The organism is Phytobacter sp. MRY16-398 (assembly GCF_003925915.1).
Classification (GTDB): Bacteria; Pseudomonadota; Gammaproteobacteria; order Enterobacterales; family Enterobacteriaceae; genus Phytobacter; species Phytobacter diazotrophicus.
The window spans coordinates 2,045,878-2,064,809 of the sequence record NZ_AP018756.1 but is presented as its reverse complement, the minus strand read 5'-3'; the positions used below and the strand labels follow the sequence as shown (position 1 = coordinate 2,064,809).

The window sequence follows — 18,932 nt, the reverse complement described above, 5'->3', positions numbered from 1 at the left end:
ATTATTTCATCACATGATTGATAAATAATTTGTCAATGTCAAGAAACTTAATCAGTCACAAATGATAAGAAACTTTGTATGCTTCATTACTGGTTTAATTTGGATGCGAATATGAACTTCGAGAAACGGCTGTTAAGGGCTCTTGATGAGGCGGGCATATCCCAGTCTGAGTTAGGCCGGAGAGTTGGTGTCAATTCACAGACAGTCAGTAATTGGTGCAATACGGGGAATTTTCCACGAAAGGAAAAATTAGAACTTTTTCCGCAAGCCCTTGGAAAACCACTGTATTGGTTTTTTATGACCGATGAAGAAGAGTCATCGCTGCAAGCTGTAACATCAAGCAAAACTGTGCTGAGCCCGAAGCAAACAGAGTTATTAGAAGTGTTTGATCAACTTCCTGAGATTGAGCAAGAACGATTTATCGAACTTGCAAGGATACGATTAGAAGAACTAGATCGGTTTATGGCAGAGTTTTTAAGTAAGCGAAAAATCTCCCCTTCATCAGACAAAGACTGAGCCCCCCTACGAAAATGGCCGCCATGTGCGGCTTTTTTTATACCCTAAAATCACTAAAAATGAAATAAAAACAATAATATCCATTTTTAATGTCAAATAAACATTGATAACTGACATATTTATTTGTAGTCTGATTTTACAGAATCAGTTATCCAGGCAGGACGCCCACGAAGTAGCTGCCGGCGGCATACGAAACACCGGATGAGATAACGACACTGATATTCATTTTTCAGTAATTTCGCGCAGCAGGCTTTACCCGTTCCGCTCGCCAGCGACACAGGCAAACACTCGACATGAACCTCATCAAAGGGGAGAAAGAACAATGAAGGATTTCGCACGCGTTTCTGTTGGCATTCAGGCCGTGAAGTTGAATTGGGTTGTGGCTCGCGTTCGCCAGTTCTGCTATTTCCTGGCGCAGAAAGGCAACCCGGAGATTAAGGCGTGAGCACGTTTTTTTATTTAGTCATCACCGTTTGTGCGCTGACTGGCGAGTGTTCTGATACCCCGCTGGGTGTGTACCAAACCGAAGATGACTGTAATGCCGCCGCAGCGGAGCAAAGTGTAAAAGGCGAGTGCTTCCCGGTGAGCATTCCGGCTGCCGACCAACAGCCTGCAGTTCATTTTTAAACGAGTTTTCACCAATAACCAACGGCTGTAGCCAGCCTGATGCTCAGTGCACGGGGCATCGTGATGGCAATACCGCCATCATAACCAAACAGGAGGCGATGACCTGTTCTTGTTAAATTGGATAAATCTTCTTTGCCCGCCTCGCGGCGGGCCTTTTTAGGAGGAGATATGTCAGCAAACGAATTAGCGCTGCGTTTCAGCACCGCACCCGCTGAGCAGCTCATCGGCAAACTACCGGTGCTGGAAGTGAAGGAAGCTCTTTGGCAGGAAGTTGAGGATGAAGTTCTCACTGAGGTTTATCAGGAACATGAGTTTGAAATGGAAGCGGTATCGGAACAGACAGATGCAGCGAACCGCCTGGCCAGCAAATTCGAACTCGTCGCCGAGACCTTCGGCACCGCCATCAGGCTGGCATTGTCGCTACCACCAGCAGAAGCGAAGCAAATTTTGCAAGATGCTATCGACGATAACCCCGGTTACGGCCGGGAGCCGGATAAGGGATAAGTTATGGAATTTGGAATGAAACGTATCATTGCCTCAGTGCGCGTCGTCGCTGTAATGAAAAAGCTTTATACCGGCGCACCTGTCACTGTTGCGACCATCAGCAGCGAACTCAAGCTTTCCCCGTCTTACGTTGAACAGATCGTATCAAAGCTGGGAAAGGCCAAAATCGTGCGCGGTCAAAAAGGACCGGGAGGCGGCTACCACCTTTGCAAGCCTGAGTCCGAAACCAGTGTCGCCGAGGTGATCCGCGCTGTAACCATAATTCCGCACAGCAGCATTTTCGACCCGGTACTGGTTGCGCTCGACAGTGTTCTCGTCTCGCAACTGTCCGACGCAAAAATCAGTACCCCATAAAGCACAAAACCCGCGCAAGGCGGGTTAAGTACCCGGTCAGCCGACCAAAGCTTTCCGGAACGAGTTTTGACCAATAACCAACCGCAGGCGGCTAATCATTAGCTGCCGGGTATCTTACAACCATCAGGAGCCCGAAGGCAATGAAACCATATGCACGTCTTGTTCAAAACAAGGCTAAAGCCTCAGAAGCAAAAAGCATCTTTTTCTGGAAATCAGCTAAAACAGCGGAACGCGTAGATCGCGATTTAGCAAACGCACTCGAAGATGCAGAAATAGAAGTTGGCCGTGGCAAAGACTACTTAAAACCAGTTGCGACGAATTTTCCTGTGTTTGATGACTTACCACCAGAGGGCACACTCGATTTCACCTGGTGTGATCGCTATGAACTGGGCGAGGACGGGCTCACCTGGCAGAAAATTATCAAACCGGATCCATCAGCGCCGACCGAAAAAGAAACACTCCCGGTTACATCCGATGAAGCCAATATCTCCTTGGAAAATCGTGGGCTGGCTGTTCGCATTGCCATTCACCTGCTGAACGATAAATACCAGACCCATATCACGAAGGCGCAGCAGATTACCGCCACCGAGCTGTCACTGGATGAAGGCAACTCCTACACGCATAACTTACTCCAGGCCATCACTGACGTTGCTGAATTTGCTGATCTGTCATTGCATGTTGAGTGGAAACTGGTGCAGGCAGTTAAAGCTGTATTCCCTCAGGATGGCGAGCACGCCCCGACGCTGCTGGTCGAATTTGTGACGAACTGGATCTCTGCTGAACCGGATTCCCGCAATCAGTTGGTGGAAGACTGGCAAGGCGGCAAATTACCGGCTAAAGAACCGAGAACACGAAGCGAGGATGTTACCGATAAGATGGAGCATCCTGCGGCACAACTGGGATTCCGCCAGCAGTTCCTTGCCGCTTACATCTGCGATGAGTTTGCCCATCATGTCACCGCCGACCAGCGGATCATGATCTCCGACCTCATGCTCGACGTTGATAACCATTATGTTCAAAACCTGATGCTGGCCGCTGAGAATGTGGCGGAGGCAAAAAAATATTCCTGGCAAGAGATCTGGAAGCTCACTGACGCTGTAAAAAAAGTATTTGCCCCTTCGGCACGTCATGAACTCGGCGTGGTTTTGCGGTTCATGCAGGCATGGGCATCAACTCATCATATTGACCGGGGCTTACTGGTTAAAGAGTGGCTGGCTGGAAAACGCGTGGCCGCTATTCAGAGAACTGATTCAGGAACAACTGCTGGCGGCGGCATTCCAACAGACCGCAATCCAGACTACATCCACACGCTGGATACGCTGGATGAAGAAATTGCCGCAGCAACCCTGCCTATGGATTTCGACATCTACAACATCCCTGGGGGGATCCATCGCAGGGCGAAAGAGGTTATCTCCAAAAATGAAAGCCCCTGGAAGGAGTGGTCGGGTGTACTACGCAAAACGCCTGGCATCCTCGATTATTCCCGCGCAGCCATTTTTGCAGTTATCAGAAGCGCTCATCCCGAGTTTTATAAATCCCCAGGTCGTCTGAGCGGTTACATAAATGCCTACCTGACCGAAACCGATCATGCCAACCCAACACAGGAAACATTAGTTGCCGCGCGCCAGTTGGATAGTGCAGCAGTAGTTGCCGGGGTCATTCAGGGAACAGAACCGGTAGAAAGTCTGGATAAGCTCTCTACCGAATTCGTTGTTGTAGGTAAGCAGGTTGCAGAAGCAGCAGGCAAAACTGCAGGGGATTCTAAAACAACAACGGAAATTGCGAATCTCGGTAATGGCGTTTTCTCCATCGATAACCTGATGGGCCAGCAATCCGCCACCAGCACAACCACACAACAGAACGAGGCTGCCGATGATGTGCAGATGGAAGAGACTGGCCGTGATGAAACCCAGACTGATTCTGCGGTACCGCCGGGCGAAGCAGAAAATGTGTCAACTGAAAGCGGTGCTGCAGCTCGTCCACAGGCAACTGCCGTAGATAATAATATTGATACCGGGCATCAAATTAACGATGGTGAATCATACATCCTGATGACACATGTGATGGTTGACCTGGAAACGATGGGCAACAATCCGGAAGCACCGATTATCGCCATCGGCGCGGTGTTTTTCGATCCGGGAACAGGAAAAACGGGTGAGGAGTTCTATCAGATTGTCAGCCTCGAGTCTGCAATGGAGTTCGGTGCGAAGCCAGACGCCGCCACAATAATCTGGTGGATGAAACAGTCAGCAGAGGCGCGCGCAGCGATAACAGGCGGCGATGCTATTTCGCTGATGGACGCCATCGATAACCTCGACGAATTTATTCACACGAATTCAGCCAACGGCATCAAGTATGTGCAGCTCTGGGGCAATGGCAGTTCATTCGACAATGTAATTTTGCGCCGCGCATATGAACAGGTTGGTGCGGAATTGTCCGTGCCGTTCTGGAATGACCGTGACGTGCGCACCATTGTCGAGTTGGGCAAAGTTGTCGGTATCAACCCGCGCTACCAGATCCCTTTCGACGGCGACATGCATAACGCACTTGCCGACGCCCGGCATCAGGTCAAATACGTTTCAGCTATCTGGCAAAAACTGACCCAGAACTGATTTTCCAAAATCATCAATCAACATCCCGGTCAGTTATCTTTTACTGGCCGGTCATTGAGAGAAATGACCGATGCATGAATTAACGCTGTCGCCTCAGGAAATTGCAGAAATAACTGGCTACTCGCGCTATACGCATCAGCAACGGCAGTTGCGTTGCCATGGCATTCCGTTCACTACTGATGGGCGGAACCGCCCGATCGTATTACGTCGCAATCTTTCGCCCGGAATTACTGAATTACCTAAGGTTGATGAATATGTCGCTGCAGAACCTAACTACGACGCAATCAATGGGCCGACCACGAAAAGATCCAAAAGATAGACATCTGCCACCGCGGGTGACAAAAAATAAATATAGTTATGTATGGAAACCAAAGGGGACGAAACTCAGCATTACTTTGGGAAAGATCCGCGAAACGAGCATGTCACGGTTATGGGAAAATTACGAAAAGGCGAAAGCTGAGCGCCACGACGTAATGACTTTCGAAAAATTATGGGGCTTATTTATTTCTAGCCCCTCATTCTGTGAACTGGCTCCGCGCACTCAGCAGGACTACCGGCAATACCATAAAAATCTGATTCCTGTTTTCGGCAAGATGAGGGCCGATGACATCAAAATAGAAATGGTCAGAATTTATATGGACCGCCGCGGACAGCGCAGCATAAACCAGGCGAACCAGGAACTGGGAGGCATGTCCCGGATTTTTGGGTGGGGATTCGAGCGAGGTTATGTGAAGGGGAATCCATGCAAAGGGGTGAGAAAGTTCACCCTTAAGGCCCGGGAAGTTTACATTTCAGACGAAGAATATCAGGCAATCTACGACGAAGCGGTAGTTGCAATGAAAGCCGCGATGGAAATAGCGTATCTTTGTGCTGCTCGTTCTTCTGACGTTCGCACCCTAACCTTAGATCAATTGTCGGAAGCAGGTATTTATATACAGCAGGGTAAGACGGGTACGAAACAGATTAAAGCGTGGACAGAACGCCTTCATGCTGCCGTTGAGCTAGCCAAAACGTTAGGCGGCCAAAAATATCTGATATGTAGTTCCAAAAAGGAGATGTATTCCAAAAGTGGTTTTGCAGATCTATGGGAGGATGCCAGATCTCGCGCCGGGGAAAAACTCGGACGAAAACTGGTCTGTACATTTCATGATCTTAAAGCAAAAGGCATTTCAGACTATGAAGGCTCAAGCAGGGAAAAGCAGATATTCTCAGGCCATAAGACAGAGAGCCAAGTAGTCGTTTACGACAGGAAAGTTAAGGTGTCGCCTACACTGGACTTGCCAACTCTAAGCAGTACAGAGGAAAAAGACGAATGAAATATACCAATCGAATATACCAACACAATACCAACTGTGACGGGAGTCGTTGAAAGTAAAGCGCGTAAGTGCTTGAATAGTGGCGGAGAGAGGGGGATTTGAACCCCCGGTAGAGTTGCCTCTACTCCGGTTTTCGAGACCGGTCCGTTCAGCCGCTCCGGCATCTCTCCGTTTCAATGGTTGCCATGATGCCAGGTAATTTGGCATTTTAACAGACCCTGTCCCGTTAATTTGGTTCAAGTGGCGAGTTTGCGAGCAAAGCGATGATTAAGTGGCCCTGGAAAACAAAGGAAGCCTCTCACGGTGCGGAATTCCCATGGGAAGAAGCGTTAAGCATCCCCGTGTTGGCGAGCCTTTCTTTAGATGAACAAGAGAAACTGGTTCACCTTGCAGACCGTTTTTTGCAACAAAAGCGGCTGGTTGCCTTGCAAGGTTTCGAACTGGATGCGCTAAAGAGCGCGCGTATCGGCCTGCTCTTTTGCCTGCCGGTACTGGAACTCGGCCTTGAATGGCTGGATGGTTTCCATGAAGTGCTCATCTACCCTGCCCCGTTTGTCGTTGACGATGAATGGGAAGACGGTATTGGCCTTGTCCATAGTCAGCGTCTCGTCCAGTCGGGGCAAAGCTGGCAGCAGGGGCCCATTGTCCTGAACTGGCTCGACATCCAGGATTCGTTCGATGCATCAGGATTCAACCTGATCATTCACGAAGTCGCACACAAACTGGACGCCCGTAATGGCGACAGGGCAAGCGGTATTCCACTTATCCCTATGCGTGAAGTGGCTGGCTGGGAGCACGATCTGCACGCTGCGATGGACAATATTCAGGATGAAATCGACCTGGTAGGGGAAAGCGCGGCCAGTATCGATGCCTATGCTGCAACCGATCCTGCTGAGTGTTTTGCCGTGCTGTCGGAGTATTTTTTCAGCGCACCTGAACTGTTCGCCCCACGTTTCCCGGCGTTATGGCAACGTTTCTGTCACTTCTATGGACAGGATCCGTTATCGCGTCTGCGCGATCGGCCTTATTCAGCAAATGATCCCGTAAGCCGTGTGCACTAAAAAGGCAATTTGCACTTTAATTCACCAATTGAATCAGCAAGTTAAATTAAGTATTGACACATATGAACGTGGCAAGTAGTATGCGCCCCGTTCACACGATTCCTCTGTAGTTCAGTCGGTAGAACGGCGGACTGTTAATCCGTATGTCACTGGTTCGAGTCCAGTCAGAGGAGCCAAATTTGAAAACCCGCTTAAGCCAACTTAAGCGGGTTTTTGCTTTTATGGCCTCACATCCCCTTCTCTGCCAGCGCCTGTAATTCTCCTTTCAGCCAGTCCGTTGCCGCACGCTTACCACTGCGCTTATGCGAATAAATTTTTACCTCAAACGGCGGCACGGCAAAGGGGAGTTCAAAAAGCGCTAATTGCGCCGCCAGCTTCATCTTCCCGGCAGCAAAACGCGGAATAGCGAGCAGCAGGTCGCTCTGCTCAATAATGAACGGCGCGCTGAGCATCGAGGGTGTTTTTATCGTCACCTGCCGCATATACCCCATCCGCTCCAGTTGCAGATCCAAAATACCCTGCTTCTCATTCCAGGGGGTGACCACCAGATGCCTGGCCGCAAGATAATCTTCAAGCGTGAGCCGCGTGCGCTGGCTGTTACTGATGACGACATACTCATCTTCAAACCAGACAATCTCATCCAGTTCTGGATGCGCCACATCATCCGGCGCACTGAACCCCAGCGCCAGATCAATCTCGCCTGCAAGCAATTCCGTCAACGCCGGGCTATGCGGTAAATAACGCAACTCAAAACGCAGTCCTGGCGCAGTCTCCTGTAACCGATTCATTAAGGCCGGAAAAATACAAAATGCGGTGAAATCCGTAATAGCAATCTGAAAACAATCGGTACTGCTGGCCGCGTCAAACGCAGGTTGTGGCGTCAACTCCTGATTAAGGGACTTCAACGCCGGGGCGATCGCAGGTGCGAGCTGGGTCGCATACACGCTGGGGCACATCCGGTGGCCTTCGCGATAGAACAGTGGATCGTTCAATGTGACGCGTAGCCGCGACAGCGCATGACTGAGGGCAGACGTACTCATCGCCAGCTCCTCGGCGGCCGCTCTGACGGAACGATGCCGATAGATAGCGTCAAAAACGGGCAAAAGGTTTAGATCAAGACGTCGCAAAGCATGATGCATAATATTCATCAACCAGTGATTTCATTGCACTTAATTCTTTTAACAATACCCCTTATGCTTAACGCCAGCAATTTGAACCCACGCATAACAGGCAGGAAGAGAAATGAGCATCACGATTCGCCAGGCACGCCCAACGGACGCAAATGCAATTTATGACATGATTTATGAACTGGCGGTGTACGAAAAAGCCCCGGAAGAAGTGGTGACCACCCCGGACGAAATTAAGGCCACTCTGTTTGGTGCCGACAGTAAAACCGAAGCGTTAATCTGCGAGATCGACGGTAACGTGGCGGGTTATGCGGTCTTCTTCACCAGCTACTCTACCTGGCTCGGACGCAACGGTATCTATATGGAAGATTTGTATATTTCCCCAGATTATCGCGGCGCAGGGGCAGGCAAAGCCTTACTGAAATACATTGCGCAATGCGCGGTACAGCGCAAATGTGGTCGTCTGGAATGGAGCGTGCTCGACTGGAACAAACCAGCAATTGATTTCTACCTGAGCATCGGCGCACTGCCGCAAAGCGAGTGGGTACGCTATCGTCTTGATGGCGATGCGCTGCTCAAATTTGCGGAGTAACCTGCAACGCGCGTATCCCCCGACGGCATCCGTATGCGGGGGACGCTGTTTTCAAATCTGGTAATCAATCACCTCTTCGTCCGGCTCCATCACCTGACGTTTGATATCCTCAACCGACAGCCCTGCATTACAGAGCTCGATAAAGCGCCAGACATAATTGCGCTGCAGTTGACCGCGTTTAAGCCCAAGCCAGACGGTATTGGCATCGAACAGATGACGCGTATCCAGCCGCACCAGCTTGCCCTCTTCGTTCTCCCCGCTCGACTGCTCGGCCACCAGCCCAACCCCCAGCCCCAATTCAACGTAGGTTTTGATGACATCCGAATCCTGTGCGCTGAGCACAATATCCGGCAGCAGCCCCTTGCGACCAAACGCCTCATCAATACGCGAACGTCCGGTGATCCCCTGCCGATAGGTGATCAGCGGCCAACGACTGATCTCTTCAAGCGTAAGAGGAGAGGTTTGCAATAAGGGATGATCTTTAGGAACCAGCAGGCTGTGATGCCAGCGGAACCAAGGGAAAGCAGCGAGAGTGCTGTCGTTGCTGAGTCGCTCACTGGCGATGCCGATATCCGCGCCGCCATTGTGCAACAGCGTCTCAATCTCCTGCGGCGTCCCCTGAATCAGCTCAAGCCGAACTTCGGGGAACAGCGCGCGGAACGATTTAATCACCGTAGGCAGGCTGTAGCGAGCCTGTGTATGCGTTGTCGCAATCGTCAGCACGCCGGATGTGTCATTCGTGAAAAGGTCAGCGAGGCGGCGTACATTGCTCGCCTCATTGAGAATACGTTCGGCTATCACCAACAGCGCTTTACCCGGCTCGGTCATCCCCAGCAGCCGTTTGCCCCGACGGATGAAAATCTCAATCCCCAGCTCTTCTTCAAGCTCGCGGATATGACGACTCACCCCGGATTGCGATGTATAGAGCATGTTGGCGACTTCGGTCAGATTATAATCCCGGCGCGCCGCTTCCCGGATAATTTTCAGTTGCTGGAAATTCACCCTTCCCTCCAGGGCCATCAGACATGACGCTATTGTTAAAGTCTGAGGCCTGGCAGAACAAATAATAAAAACCAGCATGTTATTCCGTAATGGAATAACGCTTAACTTACCAACTGCAACTCCTGGCTGTCCATCGCCGGGCGGCTTACCAGAGACATAAGAATATCTTTTACCGCCTGTGCCTGCGGCGAGAGCGTACCGCGGGCAGAAACGTTCAGAGAGAGCGGTAAATTCATCGACGGCGTGGTAATACGCGCCATCCAGCCGTTCGCCGCACTGCTCAATGAGCGCGCGGCGGATTCCGGCAGCACCGTTACGCCCATACCACTGGCAATCGCCGCCGTGAGGGTGGCGATCGATTCGATTTCGCCGATGATTTTTGCCGTCAGGCGACGCAATGAGAACGCTTCGTCAACCCGCAAACGCACCGCGCTGTAGTCACGTGGCAGGAACAGGTTCATCTCTGCAACGGCTGTCAAATCAACGCTTTGTCCTGGGCAATCGCGCGTGCCGACCAGATACAGATCTTCTTTCAGCAGCGGTAAGCTGTTGATGCCGGAACCGGGTGCGCGCTCATACAGCACAGCCATATCGAGTTGACCACTCAGGAGCTTGTCGTTCAGTACCGTACCGCTATTTTCATGCAAATATACGGTCACTTCCGGTAACTCTGAGCGCACCGCCTGCAACAGCGGCATCGTTACAGAAGAGGCTGCCGTGCCCGGTGCAAGGCCGATGGAGACCTGTCCACGCAGGCATTGCCCCACGTTGTTCACCGCCAGTTGTGCCTGTTCGCACTGACGCAGGATAGTCCGCGCATGGGCATAGAGGATCTTGCCCGCTTCGGTCGGCGTCACGCCGCGCTTAGTGCGAATCAGCAACTGCTGATCCAGTTCGCCCTCCAGCGTAGCCACTTGCTGGCTCAGCGCGGGCTGCGCGATATGAAGTACCTCAGCGGCCTGAGTCAGGCTGCCGATATCGACGATTTTTACGAAGTATTTCAGGCGTCTTAAGTTCATTTTGCCTCCTGTTCGGAATACCAGTGCCAACGCCGGCAGTCATGTTGTCGGAGGAGTTGCAATATGCTTGCCAGTTTTAGATAAGTCATCTGACCATCGCTAACAGGCTGGATAATAAGAGATTCTGATAACCAGGGGGGATATGATTACTGAAACAGTGGTTTGCCCGATGCCCCATAAGAGACTCCTCTGCCTCATGATGGTGCAAACAAGCGGCAGACTGACTATCTTGCAGGCGCATTGTCGAAATAGTCGACAAACGGAACGAGAAAGGCATTGCAGCCTTTGACAAGGCGATCAGGCATCGTTAATATGCGCCCCGTTCACACGATTCCTCTGTAGTTCAGTCGGTAGAACGGCGGACTGTTAATCCGTATGTCACTGGTTCGAGTCCAGTCAGAGGAGCCAAATTTGAAAACCCGCTTAAGGCAACTTAAGCGGGTTTTTGCTTTCCAGCGCAGCACACGCCGCTCATTCGACAAATCCGCAGTGGGCACTTATTCTTTTCTAAGGTTTTACCGGAACATGCCGATGATACTGTGAGGCTTTGTCCTCGCACTGTTAGATTTTTTGTTTGTTAACAATAGGATGATCGAAATGGATACATTGCAAATCGCATCATTATCGACCAGTCTCAGTGCTTATAACCTCCAGAACCAGGTCAGCACCATTGTCCTGAGAAAAGCGCTGGATAACCAGGAGGCAACGGCAACCGGTATCATTAATCAGATACCTCAGGTGCCGGCAAATCCGTCCATTGGTCGTCACGTGAATACCACCGCATAAGCAAGTTTGCCCAATTACGCTTGCGTTTATTGGGCATTCCTGAGTACCTATGCTGCCAGGCCCGCCCAGATGCGGGCTTTTTTATCTGTGATTTACAACCGTTCTTTACTCAAACCAGCGCTGTGCGCGGACTCGCTGATGTTCACTGGCATCCCGGAGCGGCGTTCAAGCACCTCAGCCGCCCTCAACGCATCCACGCCCTCGCCTTTAATGACGGCATGTAACGCTGGCGTCAGAGGCAACGGCACTTTATTGGTGGATTCAAACTCGGCGCGATTGCGCGATAGCGGTTCGTGGACTTCAACCCAGCGGCTGCCATCCGGCTCTACGGTCGCTTTCACCGGCTGGTCAATCAACTGCACACGGGTGCCCACCGGCACATTATCGAAGAGATATTTGATGTCATCATTCCGCAGGCGAATGCAGCCCTGGCTGACGCGCAGCCCGATGCCGAAATTGGCGTTGGTCCCATGGATGGCATACAGCTTGCCGATATAAATAGCATACAGCCCCATCGGATTATCCGGCCCGGCAGGCACCATCGCAGGCAGGGTTTTCCCCTCTTTGGCATATTCGCGACGGGTGTTCGGCGTAGGAGACCAGGTGGGGCCTTCCTGCTTACGTTCAACAGCAGTAACCCAGTTACGTGGCGTTTCGCGTCCGGCCTGACCAATGCCAATAGGCAGGATCTCAACGGTATTGCTGTCTTTGGGGTAGTAGTAAAGGCGCATTTCAGCGACATTCACTACGATGCCCTGACGCACCGTGTCGGGCAAAATGATCTGCTGCGGCACAATCAGTTCGGAACCCGCTTTTGGCAGGAAAGGATCAACACCGGGATTGGCCTCCAGCATATTGCTCAACCCCTGGCCGTACTGCGCGGCAAAGGCCTCCAGCGGCAGCGTATTACCCTGCGGCACGGTGACGACCTGCACGCTGCCGACCAGGCGGCTTCCCTCCGGCGGCAATGGGTAACTCACCGCCAGCACGCTCTGACTGGCGAGCAAAATAAAAAGGCCATAAAACAGTTTAATACGACGCATGATTTCCTTTCCTCAGACGCGACAGGCGTAGCCTAATCATAGTCTTTTTTGTCCCTGTCTCGCTAATGCTCACGGGTTATACAACGAAGGCGTAATGCGACCCATCAGGCAGTTCGATATCAAGACGAAGCTTACCGCCAGTGGCTTCAACGTAGCGCTTAAGCGTCGACAGTTTTACATCGCGACCCGGTTTTTCCATTCCCGCCACCGTAGGTTGCCGTATCCCCAGTGCATGCGCCATTTCCACCTGCGTTTTTTGCACTTTCTCACGCAGTTCGGCCAGGTGAATGTTCAGGAGAGTCTCAGTCGCCATTGACTCAGCCTGCGCCACAACCTCTGGTTTTTCATCCGCAAGCAGTTGTTCCAGCGTTCTGCCCATATTTACTCCTCTTTCTCTGGTTTTTTCAGATAGTTTGCATATTCCTGCTCAGCTCGCGAAATCATTTCGGCGTAGAAACGTTTTTCATTTCCAGCTTTACTTCCTGCGCACAACACAATAGCCGCCCGTCTGGGATCAAAAGCGAAAAAAGGGCGTATCGGCTCCCCACGACACTGAATTCGCAGCTCCTTCATATTGCTGTAGCGCGCCCCTTTTATCGTGTCGGCCCAGGGTCTGGGCAATTCGGGGCCTTTCGTTCGCAACACGATCAGCGCCGCCAAAACGCTCGCACGCGTGTGATCATTTTGAGCGATTAACCACTCATCAAACCTGTCCGTTGTTTTAATTTCCCACACAAGATTTCCTTATAAATATAGGCCAAAAGCTATATAGCCGCAAAGTGATAATCTGCAATGTGAAAGAAAATCAGGAGAAGCGCACTTAATCGCAGCCAAAACCGGAAGCAAGGTTCCAGACTTTCTTCATGTACCGTAAAGCCATTCCCCTCGCTTCGCTTGCTAAGCATTCCGATTGCGCGTAGGCTGGCGACAATTAAAACCAATCGGTCTAAATTATGAGTAACGAAACGGTCGTTGCGCAAAAACCCCGGCGTGGCAGGCCTCCAAAGGTCGAACGCGCGTTTACTGACACCCGCCAGGAACTGATTCGTTCGGGTCTGGCGGTGCTGACGGAGACGGGATATTTGTCGGCGGGTATCGATGCGGTCATTAAAAATATCGCCGTACCGAAGGGATCGTTTTACCACTGCTTTAAGAGCAAACAGGAATTTGGCATGGCGGTGCTTGCAGCCTACGGTTCCTTTTTTGCCCATAAATTAGACAAATTCCTGCTTGATGGCACCCTGCCGCCGCTTGAGCGGATGGCCGCTTTTGTGCTTCATGCGGGTCAGGGGATGGCGAAATATCAGTTTCGCCGCGGTTGTCTTGTTGGCAACCTACTACAGGAGTCCCCCCTCTTACCCGAAGCGTTCCCCCAACGATTAAAAGCGATCCTCGAAGAGTGGGAAACGCGCGTCGCCCGTTGCTTTACCGAGGCGCAAGCGCAAGGCGTTATTCCACAGGATGCTTCGCCGGAAAAACTGGCGCGGGTGTTCTGGTCCGGCTGGGAAGGCGCCGTGATGCGCGCCAAACTGTTCCAGTCTGCCGACCCGCTCAATCAGTACTGGGAATTCTTTTTGTACAGCATTACTCAAAAATAACACCTGCACAGGACGGCCCTGCGCCGAAAACCACAGTCAGACGAGGAAAACTCAGTCATGAAAGCTTTAGTTCTGGAACAGATTGAAAACAAAACCCTGGCAGCCGTGAAAGATATCGCTCTGCCCGCCCTCGCCGATGGCGATGTGCTGGTCGACATCGACTGGTCCAGTCTTAATTACAAAGACGCGCTGGCGATCACCGGCAAAGGGAAGATCGTTCGTCAGTTCCCGATGGTACCGGGTATCGATTTCTCTGGGCGCGTCAGCGAAAGCCGCGATCCGCGCTTTGTTCCCGGCCAGTCGGTGATCCTCACCGGCTGGGGCGTGGGTGAAAACCACTGGGGCGGTCTGGCCGCACAGGCGTGTGTAAAAGGCGACTGGCTGGTTTCTCTGCCAGACGCGCTCAGCGCCCGCAACGCAATGATTATCGGTACCGCAGGTTTTACCGCCATGCTCTGCGTGGATGCGCTGGTTGAAGCTGGCGTGAAACCGGAAAGCGGTAAAGTGCTGGTCACCGGAGCCAGCGGCGGCGTTGGCAGTACCGCCGTTGTGCTATTGAAAGCGCTGGGTTACACCGTTGTCGCGGTCTCTGGCCGTGAATCCACCCACAACTTCCTGCGCCAGTTAGGTGCCGATGAAATTCTGCCGCGCAGCGATTTCGAAGAGACCCGTCCGCTGGAAAAACAGCTATGGGCCGGTGCCGTCGATACCGTCGGCAGTAAAGTGCTGGCAAAAGTACTGGCACAGACAAACTACCGTGGCTGCGTTGCCGCCTGCGGCCTGGCGGGTGGCTTCGATCTGCCCACCACCGTGATGCCGTTTATTCTGCGTAACGTCCGCCTGCAGGGTGTGGACTCCGTGATGGTACCGACCGCTGAACGCGCTTCGGTCTGGGCGCGTCTGGCCAGTCTGTTGCCGGAGAGCTACTACCAGCAGGCGTCCACTGAAATCGGCCTGGAGCAGGCTCCGGCGTTTGCCGCCGATTTCCTGAGTAACAAGATTCAGGGCCGTACGCTGGTGAAAATCAACGGCTAACTGTTACCCCGGCGCGCCCTGTCGCGCCGGCTTCTCGCCATACGCCCCATTATCATTAGATTTACGCACTCAATGCGCGGCAATGGTATTGAAGACAGGCATCCTCCGAAACCCATCATCCGGAGTTATTGTTTCATAAAGCTGTGACATACTATCGTCTACAGCCGTACACCTGTGAAACAAGGAGTTAATGATGAATAAAAAGGGTGCACATCTGACCCCGGAACAGGCACTGGATCAACTGGAAGCCCTGTATGAGCAGTCAGTGTCGAACCTGCGTGCAGCCATCAGCCGTTATATCGAAGATGGCACGCTACCCACGCATGAAGCACGCGCCAACGGCCTTTTCGTCTACCCTGAGCTGTCGGTAAGTTGGGATGGCAGCGCCACCAACCCACCGAAAACCCGCGCTTACGCCCGTTTCACCCACTCTGGCTGTTACACCACCACCGTCACCCGCCCCGCCCTGTTTCGCAGCTATTTACACGAACAACTCACGCTGCTGTGCCAGGACTATGGCGCACATATTGAAGTAGGGCTATCAGCACATGAGATCCCGTATCCGTATGTTATTGACGGCTCGGAACTGACGCTGGACCGTTCAATGAGCGCCGGGTTGACCCGCCATTTCCCCACCACCGAACTGGCGCAAATTGGCGATGAAACCGCCGACGGTCTGTTCCATCCTACCGAGCTCTATCCGCTGTCGCATTTCGATGCCCGCCGCGTGGATTTCTCACTGGCCCGTCTGCGCCACTACACCGGCACCCCGGTGGAGCACTTCCAGCCGTTCGTGCTGTTCACCAACTACACCCGCTACGTAGACGAGTTTGTCCGTTGGGGATGCAGCCAGATTCTGGACCCGGAAAGTCCCTATGTTGCCCTCTCCTGTGCGGGTGGCCACTGGGTCACCGCTGATACCGATGCCCCGGAAGAGGCCATCTCCGATCTGGCGTGGAAAAAACACCAGATGCCGGCCTGGCATCTCATCACCGCCGACGGTCAGGGCATCACCCTGATTAACATCGGCGTCGGTCCGTCAAACGCGAAAACCATTTGTGACCACCTTGCGGTGTTGCGCCCGGATGTATGGATGATGATTGGCCACTGCGGCGGCCTGCGTGAAAGCCAGTCGATTGGCGACTATGTGCTGGCGCATGCTTATCTGCGAGATGATCACGTACTGGATGCCGTACTGCCCCCGGATATCCCCATTCCGAGTATCGCCGAGGTGCAGCGTGCGCTGTACGATGCCACCAAAGAGGTGAGCGGCATGCCCGGCGAAGAAGTCAAACAGCGCCTGCGTACCGGCACCGTGGTCACTACCGATGACCGTAACTGGGAGCTGCGTTATTCCGCGTCGGCACTGCGTTTTAACCTGAGTCGCGCGGTGGCTATCGACATGGAAAGCGCCACCATTGCCGCCCAGGGTTACCGCTTTCGCGTGCCGTACGGTACGCTGCTGTGTGTCTCTGATAAACCGCTGCACGGCGAAATCAAGCTGCCGGGTCAGGCCAACCGTTTTTATGAAGGGGCGATTTCCGAGCATCTGCAGATTGGTATTCGCGCCATTGACCTGCTGCGGGCAGAAGGTGATCGGTTACATTCACGTAAACTGCGCACCTTTAACGAACCCCCGTTCCGCTAACAATAAGGAAGGATTCTTATGCAAACCCCAACACCGCTGGCAGCACTGCGTACACAGCTAGCGGCCATGGATGTCGACGGCATGATTGTGCCACGCGCTGATGCCTACCAGAGTGAAGACTGCGCGCCGCACGATAATAAACTGGCCTGGCTGACCGGCTTTAGCGGCTCGGCGGGCCTGGCGCTGATCCTCCGTGACCGGGCGCTGATGTTTGTCGACGGACGCTACCAGGTGCAGGTTCGCCAGGAGGTCGATCTCAACGCATTTGAGATCCACCATCTGCACAATGAGCCGCTGGCGCAGTGGCTTAACGACTCGCTGCCCGCTGGCAGTCGTATCGCCTTTGAACCGTTGCTGATGGTCAACAGCCAGTTTACCGCACTGGAGGCGACCCACTGTGAACTGGTGGCGCTGAACAATGATCCCTTTGACGCCATCTGGCACGACCGCCCGCCAGCCCCCTGCGGTGCAATCCGCGAAATGCCACCGGAAATCAGCGGTGAAAGCAGCGAGGCGAAACGTGCACGCATTGCTCAGGTGCTGGCTAAAGAAGGTGTCGATCTGCTGGCTATCACCCAGCCGGATAACATCGCCTGGCTTTTAAATATTCGGGGTTCGGATGTGGCAATGAACCCGGTCGCTCACTCATTCGCCCTGCTCAGCCGTGACGGAGAGATGGAGTGGTTTATCGATGCGGCGAAAACGCATGCCTTATCGGATGACCTGAAATCTTCCCTGCGGATCTCCGCATGGACCGATTTTCTGCCCCACTGTCAGCAAGCGGCCGCTGGCAAGAAAGTGATGCTGGACGCCGATTACGCCCCGGTCGCCCTGCGTTTTGCTATCGAGCACAATGGCGGCGAAGTGGTCTGGCACGCGGACCCCATTACGCTTATCAAAGCGCACAAAAACCCCGTTGAGCTGGAAGGTTATCGCGACAGCCACCGTCAGGATGGCGCGGCGTGGGTTAACTTCCTGGCATGGCTGGCGCGTGAAGTCCCGGCACGTGAGGCCGCAGGCAACCCGCTTTCCGAACTGGAAGCACAGGCAAAACAACTCACTTTCCGCCAGCAACAGGCCGGTTTCATTGAGCAGAGCTTTAGTACCATTTCCGCCTCTGCCAGCAACGCCGCAATGTGCCACTATCACGCCAGCGAAGCCACCAACACCGCCATTACCCGCAGTAATTTCTACCTGAATGACTCAGGCGGTCAGTATCGCAATGGCACAACCGATACCACGCGCACATTGTCGTTTGGCCCCCTGTCTGATGAACAGCGTTTGCACTATACCGCCGTACTGAAAGGCTTTTTGTCGATGCTGACACTGCAGTTCCCGAGCGGCACGCAGGGGCACCAGATCGATGCCTTTGCCCGCCGCGCGCTCTGGGAATTAGGCCTCGATTTCGACCACGGTACCGGGCATGGTGTGGGACATCAGTTGTTGATTCACGAACAGCCACATCGCATTGCCAAAAAGGTCACCCCATGGCCGCTGGTCGCCGGGAATATCATGACCATCGAACCGGGCTATTACCTGGCCGATCGCTACGGCATTCGCATTGAAAACCAGGTGGAGGTCGTAGAAAGCCAGCCCGGATTCTGCCGCTTCTCATCGCTGACGCTGGTGCCTGTGGATCTTAGCCAGGTGGAGTGGTCGCTACTCTCGGAGCAAGAAAAACAATGGCTTGATACCTACCATCAGCAGGTTCGCGACACGCTTTCACCGCTGGTCGACAGTGATGCGCGAGCATGGCTGGATGCCGCGACGGCCCCCGTGTGCACATATATGGGTTAAACAATATAAAGCCTGCATATGTTTAATATGCAGGCTTTAATGTAATGGCAGGTTTAACCGTTTTAAGAATTATCCTTATTTTTATTCAAAGGTTATTTGCACGTCTCCTTTACCGCCACTATTTAATATTGCGGATAAAATACATCAATCACATACCTTTCTTGACATAGCCTTACTAATAGCATGGTATTGTGTTTCCGCATTAACACCTCGACTGATATTTAAATATTCATTAGGATTTTTCCTAAGTCAAATTAACAAATTCTCATTTTCCTTAAGATTATGAGAGAGTTAT

Annotated in this window: 20 protein-coding genes, 3 tRNA genes and 1 pseudogene; 17 read left to right on the top strand and 7 right to left on the bottom strand. The window is 52.7% G+C overall.

Annotation, left to right across the window (positions count from 1 at the left end):
* The first annotated feature begins 78 nt into the window (after positions 1 to 78).
* From MRY16398_RS09890 to MRY16398_RS09860, 8 genes are all read left to right on the top strand, one after another.
* Complete coding sequence (locus MRY16398_RS09890) at positions 79 to 516, top strand: helix-turn-helix domain-containing protein (RefSeq protein ID WP_125124258.1); 438 nt, start codon at positions 79 to 81, stop codon at positions 514 to 516.
* A 322-nt stretch (positions 517 to 838) separates the two neighbouring features.
* Positions 839 to 961: a hypothetical protein gene (locus tag MRY16398_RS31150; protein ID WP_255498897.1), complete on the top strand. Its 123-nt coding sequence runs from the start codon at positions 839 to 841 to the stop codon at positions 959 to 961.
* A complete protein-coding gene (locus MRY16398_RS09885; RefSeq protein WP_047369726.1) occupies positions 958 to 1,143 on the top strand; it encodes a DUF1482 family protein in 186 nt (61 codons plus the stop codon). The genes MRY16398_RS31150 and MRY16398_RS09885 overlap by 4 nt, the downstream gene beginning before the upstream one ends.
* 168 nt (positions 1,144 to 1,311) lie before the next feature.
* Positions 1,312 to 1,647, top strand: coding sequence for a hypothetical protein (locus MRY16398_RS09880; RefSeq protein ID WP_125124257.1), 336 nt, complete (start codon positions 1,312 to 1,314; stop codon positions 1,645 to 1,647).
* Positions 1,648 to 1,662: 15 nt separating this feature from the next.
* Entirely contained in the window at positions 1,663 to 2,001 is a 339-nt protein-coding gene (locus MRY16398_RS09875; protein WP_125124256.1) for an RrF2 family transcriptional regulator, read from the top strand.
* A 140-nt stretch (positions 2,002 to 2,141) separates the two neighbouring features.
* Positions 2,142 to 4,613: a 3'-5' exonuclease gene (locus MRY16398_RS09870; protein ID WP_125124255.1), complete on the top strand. Its 2,472-nt coding sequence runs from the start codon at positions 2,142 to 2,144 to the stop codon at positions 4,611 to 4,613.
* A 70-nt stretch (positions 4,614 to 4,683) separates the two neighbouring features.
* Entirely contained in the window at positions 4,684 to 4,932 is a 249-nt protein-coding gene (locus MRY16398_RS09865; RefSeq protein WP_125124254.1) for a DUF4224 domain-containing protein, read from the top strand.
* On the top strand, positions 4,901 to 5,929 hold the full coding sequence (locus MRY16398_RS09860) for a tyrosine-type recombinase/integrase (protein ID WP_172600701.1): 1,029 nt from the start codon (positions 4,901 to 4,903) through the stop codon (positions 5,927 to 5,929). The genes MRY16398_RS09865 and MRY16398_RS09860 overlap by 32 nt, the downstream gene beginning before the upstream one ends.
* An 80-nt stretch (positions 5,930 to 6,009) precedes the next feature.
* Here MRY16398_RS09860 and MRY16398_RS09855 read toward each other — a convergent pair.
* Positions 6,010 to 6,099, bottom strand: a tRNA-Ser gene (locus MRY16398_RS09855).
* Between the two features lie 93 nt (positions 6,100 to 6,192).
* Between MRY16398_RS09855 and mtfA the strand changes: the two genes are divergently transcribed.
* The gene (mtfA, locus tag MRY16398_RS09850; protein ID WP_041851849.1) at positions 6,193 to 6,990 is read left to right on the top strand and encodes a DgsA anti-repressor MtfA; all 798 of its coding nucleotides are present in this window, start codon (positions 6,193 to 6,195) and stop codon (positions 6,988 to 6,990) included.
* A gap of 100 nt (positions 6,991 to 7,090) precedes the next feature.
* A tRNA-Asn gene (locus MRY16398_RS09845) sits at positions 7,091 to 7,166 on the top strand.
* Positions 7,167 to 7,217: 51 nt separating this feature from the next.
* Here MRY16398_RS09845 and MRY16398_RS09840 read toward each other — a convergent pair.
* Entirely contained in the window at positions 7,218 to 8,141 is a 924-nt protein-coding gene (locus MRY16398_RS09840) for a LysR family transcriptional regulator (RefSeq protein WP_125124252.1), read from the bottom strand.
* A 91-nt stretch (positions 8,142 to 8,232) separates the two neighbouring features.
* Here MRY16398_RS09840 and MRY16398_RS09835 point away from each other — a divergent pair, with 91 nt between their 5' ends.
* Complete coding sequence (locus MRY16398_RS09835) at positions 8,233 to 8,709, top strand: GNAT family N-acetyltransferase (protein ID WP_071196365.1); 477 nt, start codon at positions 8,233 to 8,235, stop codon at positions 8,707 to 8,709.
* 51 nt (positions 8,710 to 8,760) lie between these two features.
* Here MRY16398_RS09835 and cbl read toward each other — a convergent pair whose 3' ends face one another.
* Complete coding sequence (cbl, locus tag MRY16398_RS09830) at positions 8,761 to 9,711, bottom strand: HTH-type transcriptional regulator Cbl (protein WP_041851852.1); 951 nt, start codon at positions 9,709 to 9,711, stop codon at positions 8,761 to 8,763.
* A gap of 101 nt (positions 9,712 to 9,812) precedes the next feature.
* Entirely contained in the window at positions 9,813 to 10,730 is a 918-nt protein-coding gene (gene nac / locus MRY16398_RS09825) for a nitrogen assimilation transcriptional regulator NAC (RefSeq protein WP_041851853.1), read from the bottom strand.
* Between the two features lie 332 nt (positions 10,731 to 11,062).
* Between nac and MRY16398_RS09820 the strand changes: the two genes are divergently transcribed.
* Positions 11,063 to 11,138, top strand: a tRNA-Asn gene (locus MRY16398_RS09820).
* Positions 11,139 to 11,327: 189 nt separating this feature from the next.
* Positions 11,328 to 11,516: a YjfB family protein gene (locus tag MRY16398_RS09815; protein WP_041851854.1), complete on the top strand. Its 189-nt coding sequence runs from the start codon at positions 11,328 to 11,330 to the stop codon at positions 11,514 to 11,516.
* 92 nt (positions 11,517 to 11,608) lie between these two features.
* On the opposite strand, the gene ldtA is transcribed toward MRY16398_RS09815, so the two are convergent.
* From ldtA to MRY16398_RS09800, 3 genes are all read right to left on the bottom strand, one after another.
* Positions 11,609 to 12,559 (bottom strand): L,D-transpeptidase, encoded by a 951-nt coding sequence (ldtA, locus tag MRY16398_RS09810; protein WP_041851855.1) that lies wholly within the window; start codon positions 12,557 to 12,559, stop codon positions 11,609 to 11,611.
* 76 nt (positions 12,560 to 12,635) lie between these two features.
* Entirely contained in the window at positions 12,636 to 12,938 is a 303-nt protein-coding gene (locus tag MRY16398_RS09805; protein ID WP_071196363.1) for a helix-turn-helix domain-containing protein, read from the bottom strand.
* Between the two features lie 2 nt (positions 12,939 to 12,940).
* Entirely contained in the window at positions 12,941 to 13,294 is a 354-nt protein-coding gene (locus MRY16398_RS09800; protein WP_125124251.1) for a type II toxin-antitoxin system RelE/ParE family toxin, read from the bottom strand.
* A 218-nt stretch (positions 13,295 to 13,512) separates the two neighbouring features.
* On the opposite strand from MRY16398_RS09800, the pseudogene acuR reads away from it, so the two are divergent.
* From acuR to MRY16398_RS09780, 4 genes and pseudogenes are all read left to right on the top strand, one after another.
* Positions 13,513 to 14,333: pseudogene (gene acuR / locus MRY16398_RS09795) on the top strand (acrylate utilization transcriptional regulator AcuR).
* Complete coding sequence (locus MRY16398_RS09790) at positions 14,263 to 15,192, top strand: MDR family oxidoreductase (protein WP_232034419.1); 930 nt, start codon at positions 14,263 to 14,265, stop codon at positions 15,190 to 15,192. The pseudogene acuR and the gene MRY16398_RS09790 overlap by 71 nt, the downstream one beginning before the upstream one ends.
* Positions 15,193 to 15,385: 193 nt before the next feature.
* Positions 15,386 to 16,840: an AMP nucleosidase gene (locus MRY16398_RS09785; RefSeq protein ID WP_041851859.1), complete on the top strand. Its 1,455-nt coding sequence runs from the start codon at positions 15,386 to 15,388 to the stop codon at positions 16,838 to 16,840.
* Positions 16,841 to 16,858: 18 nt separating this feature from the next.
* Positions 16,859 to 18,637, top strand: a complete 1,779-nt coding sequence (locus MRY16398_RS09780) for an aminopeptidase P family protein (RefSeq protein ID WP_125124249.1) — start codon at positions 16,859 to 16,861, stop codon at positions 18,635 to 18,637.
* Positions 18,638 to 18,932 lie beyond the last annotated feature (295 nt).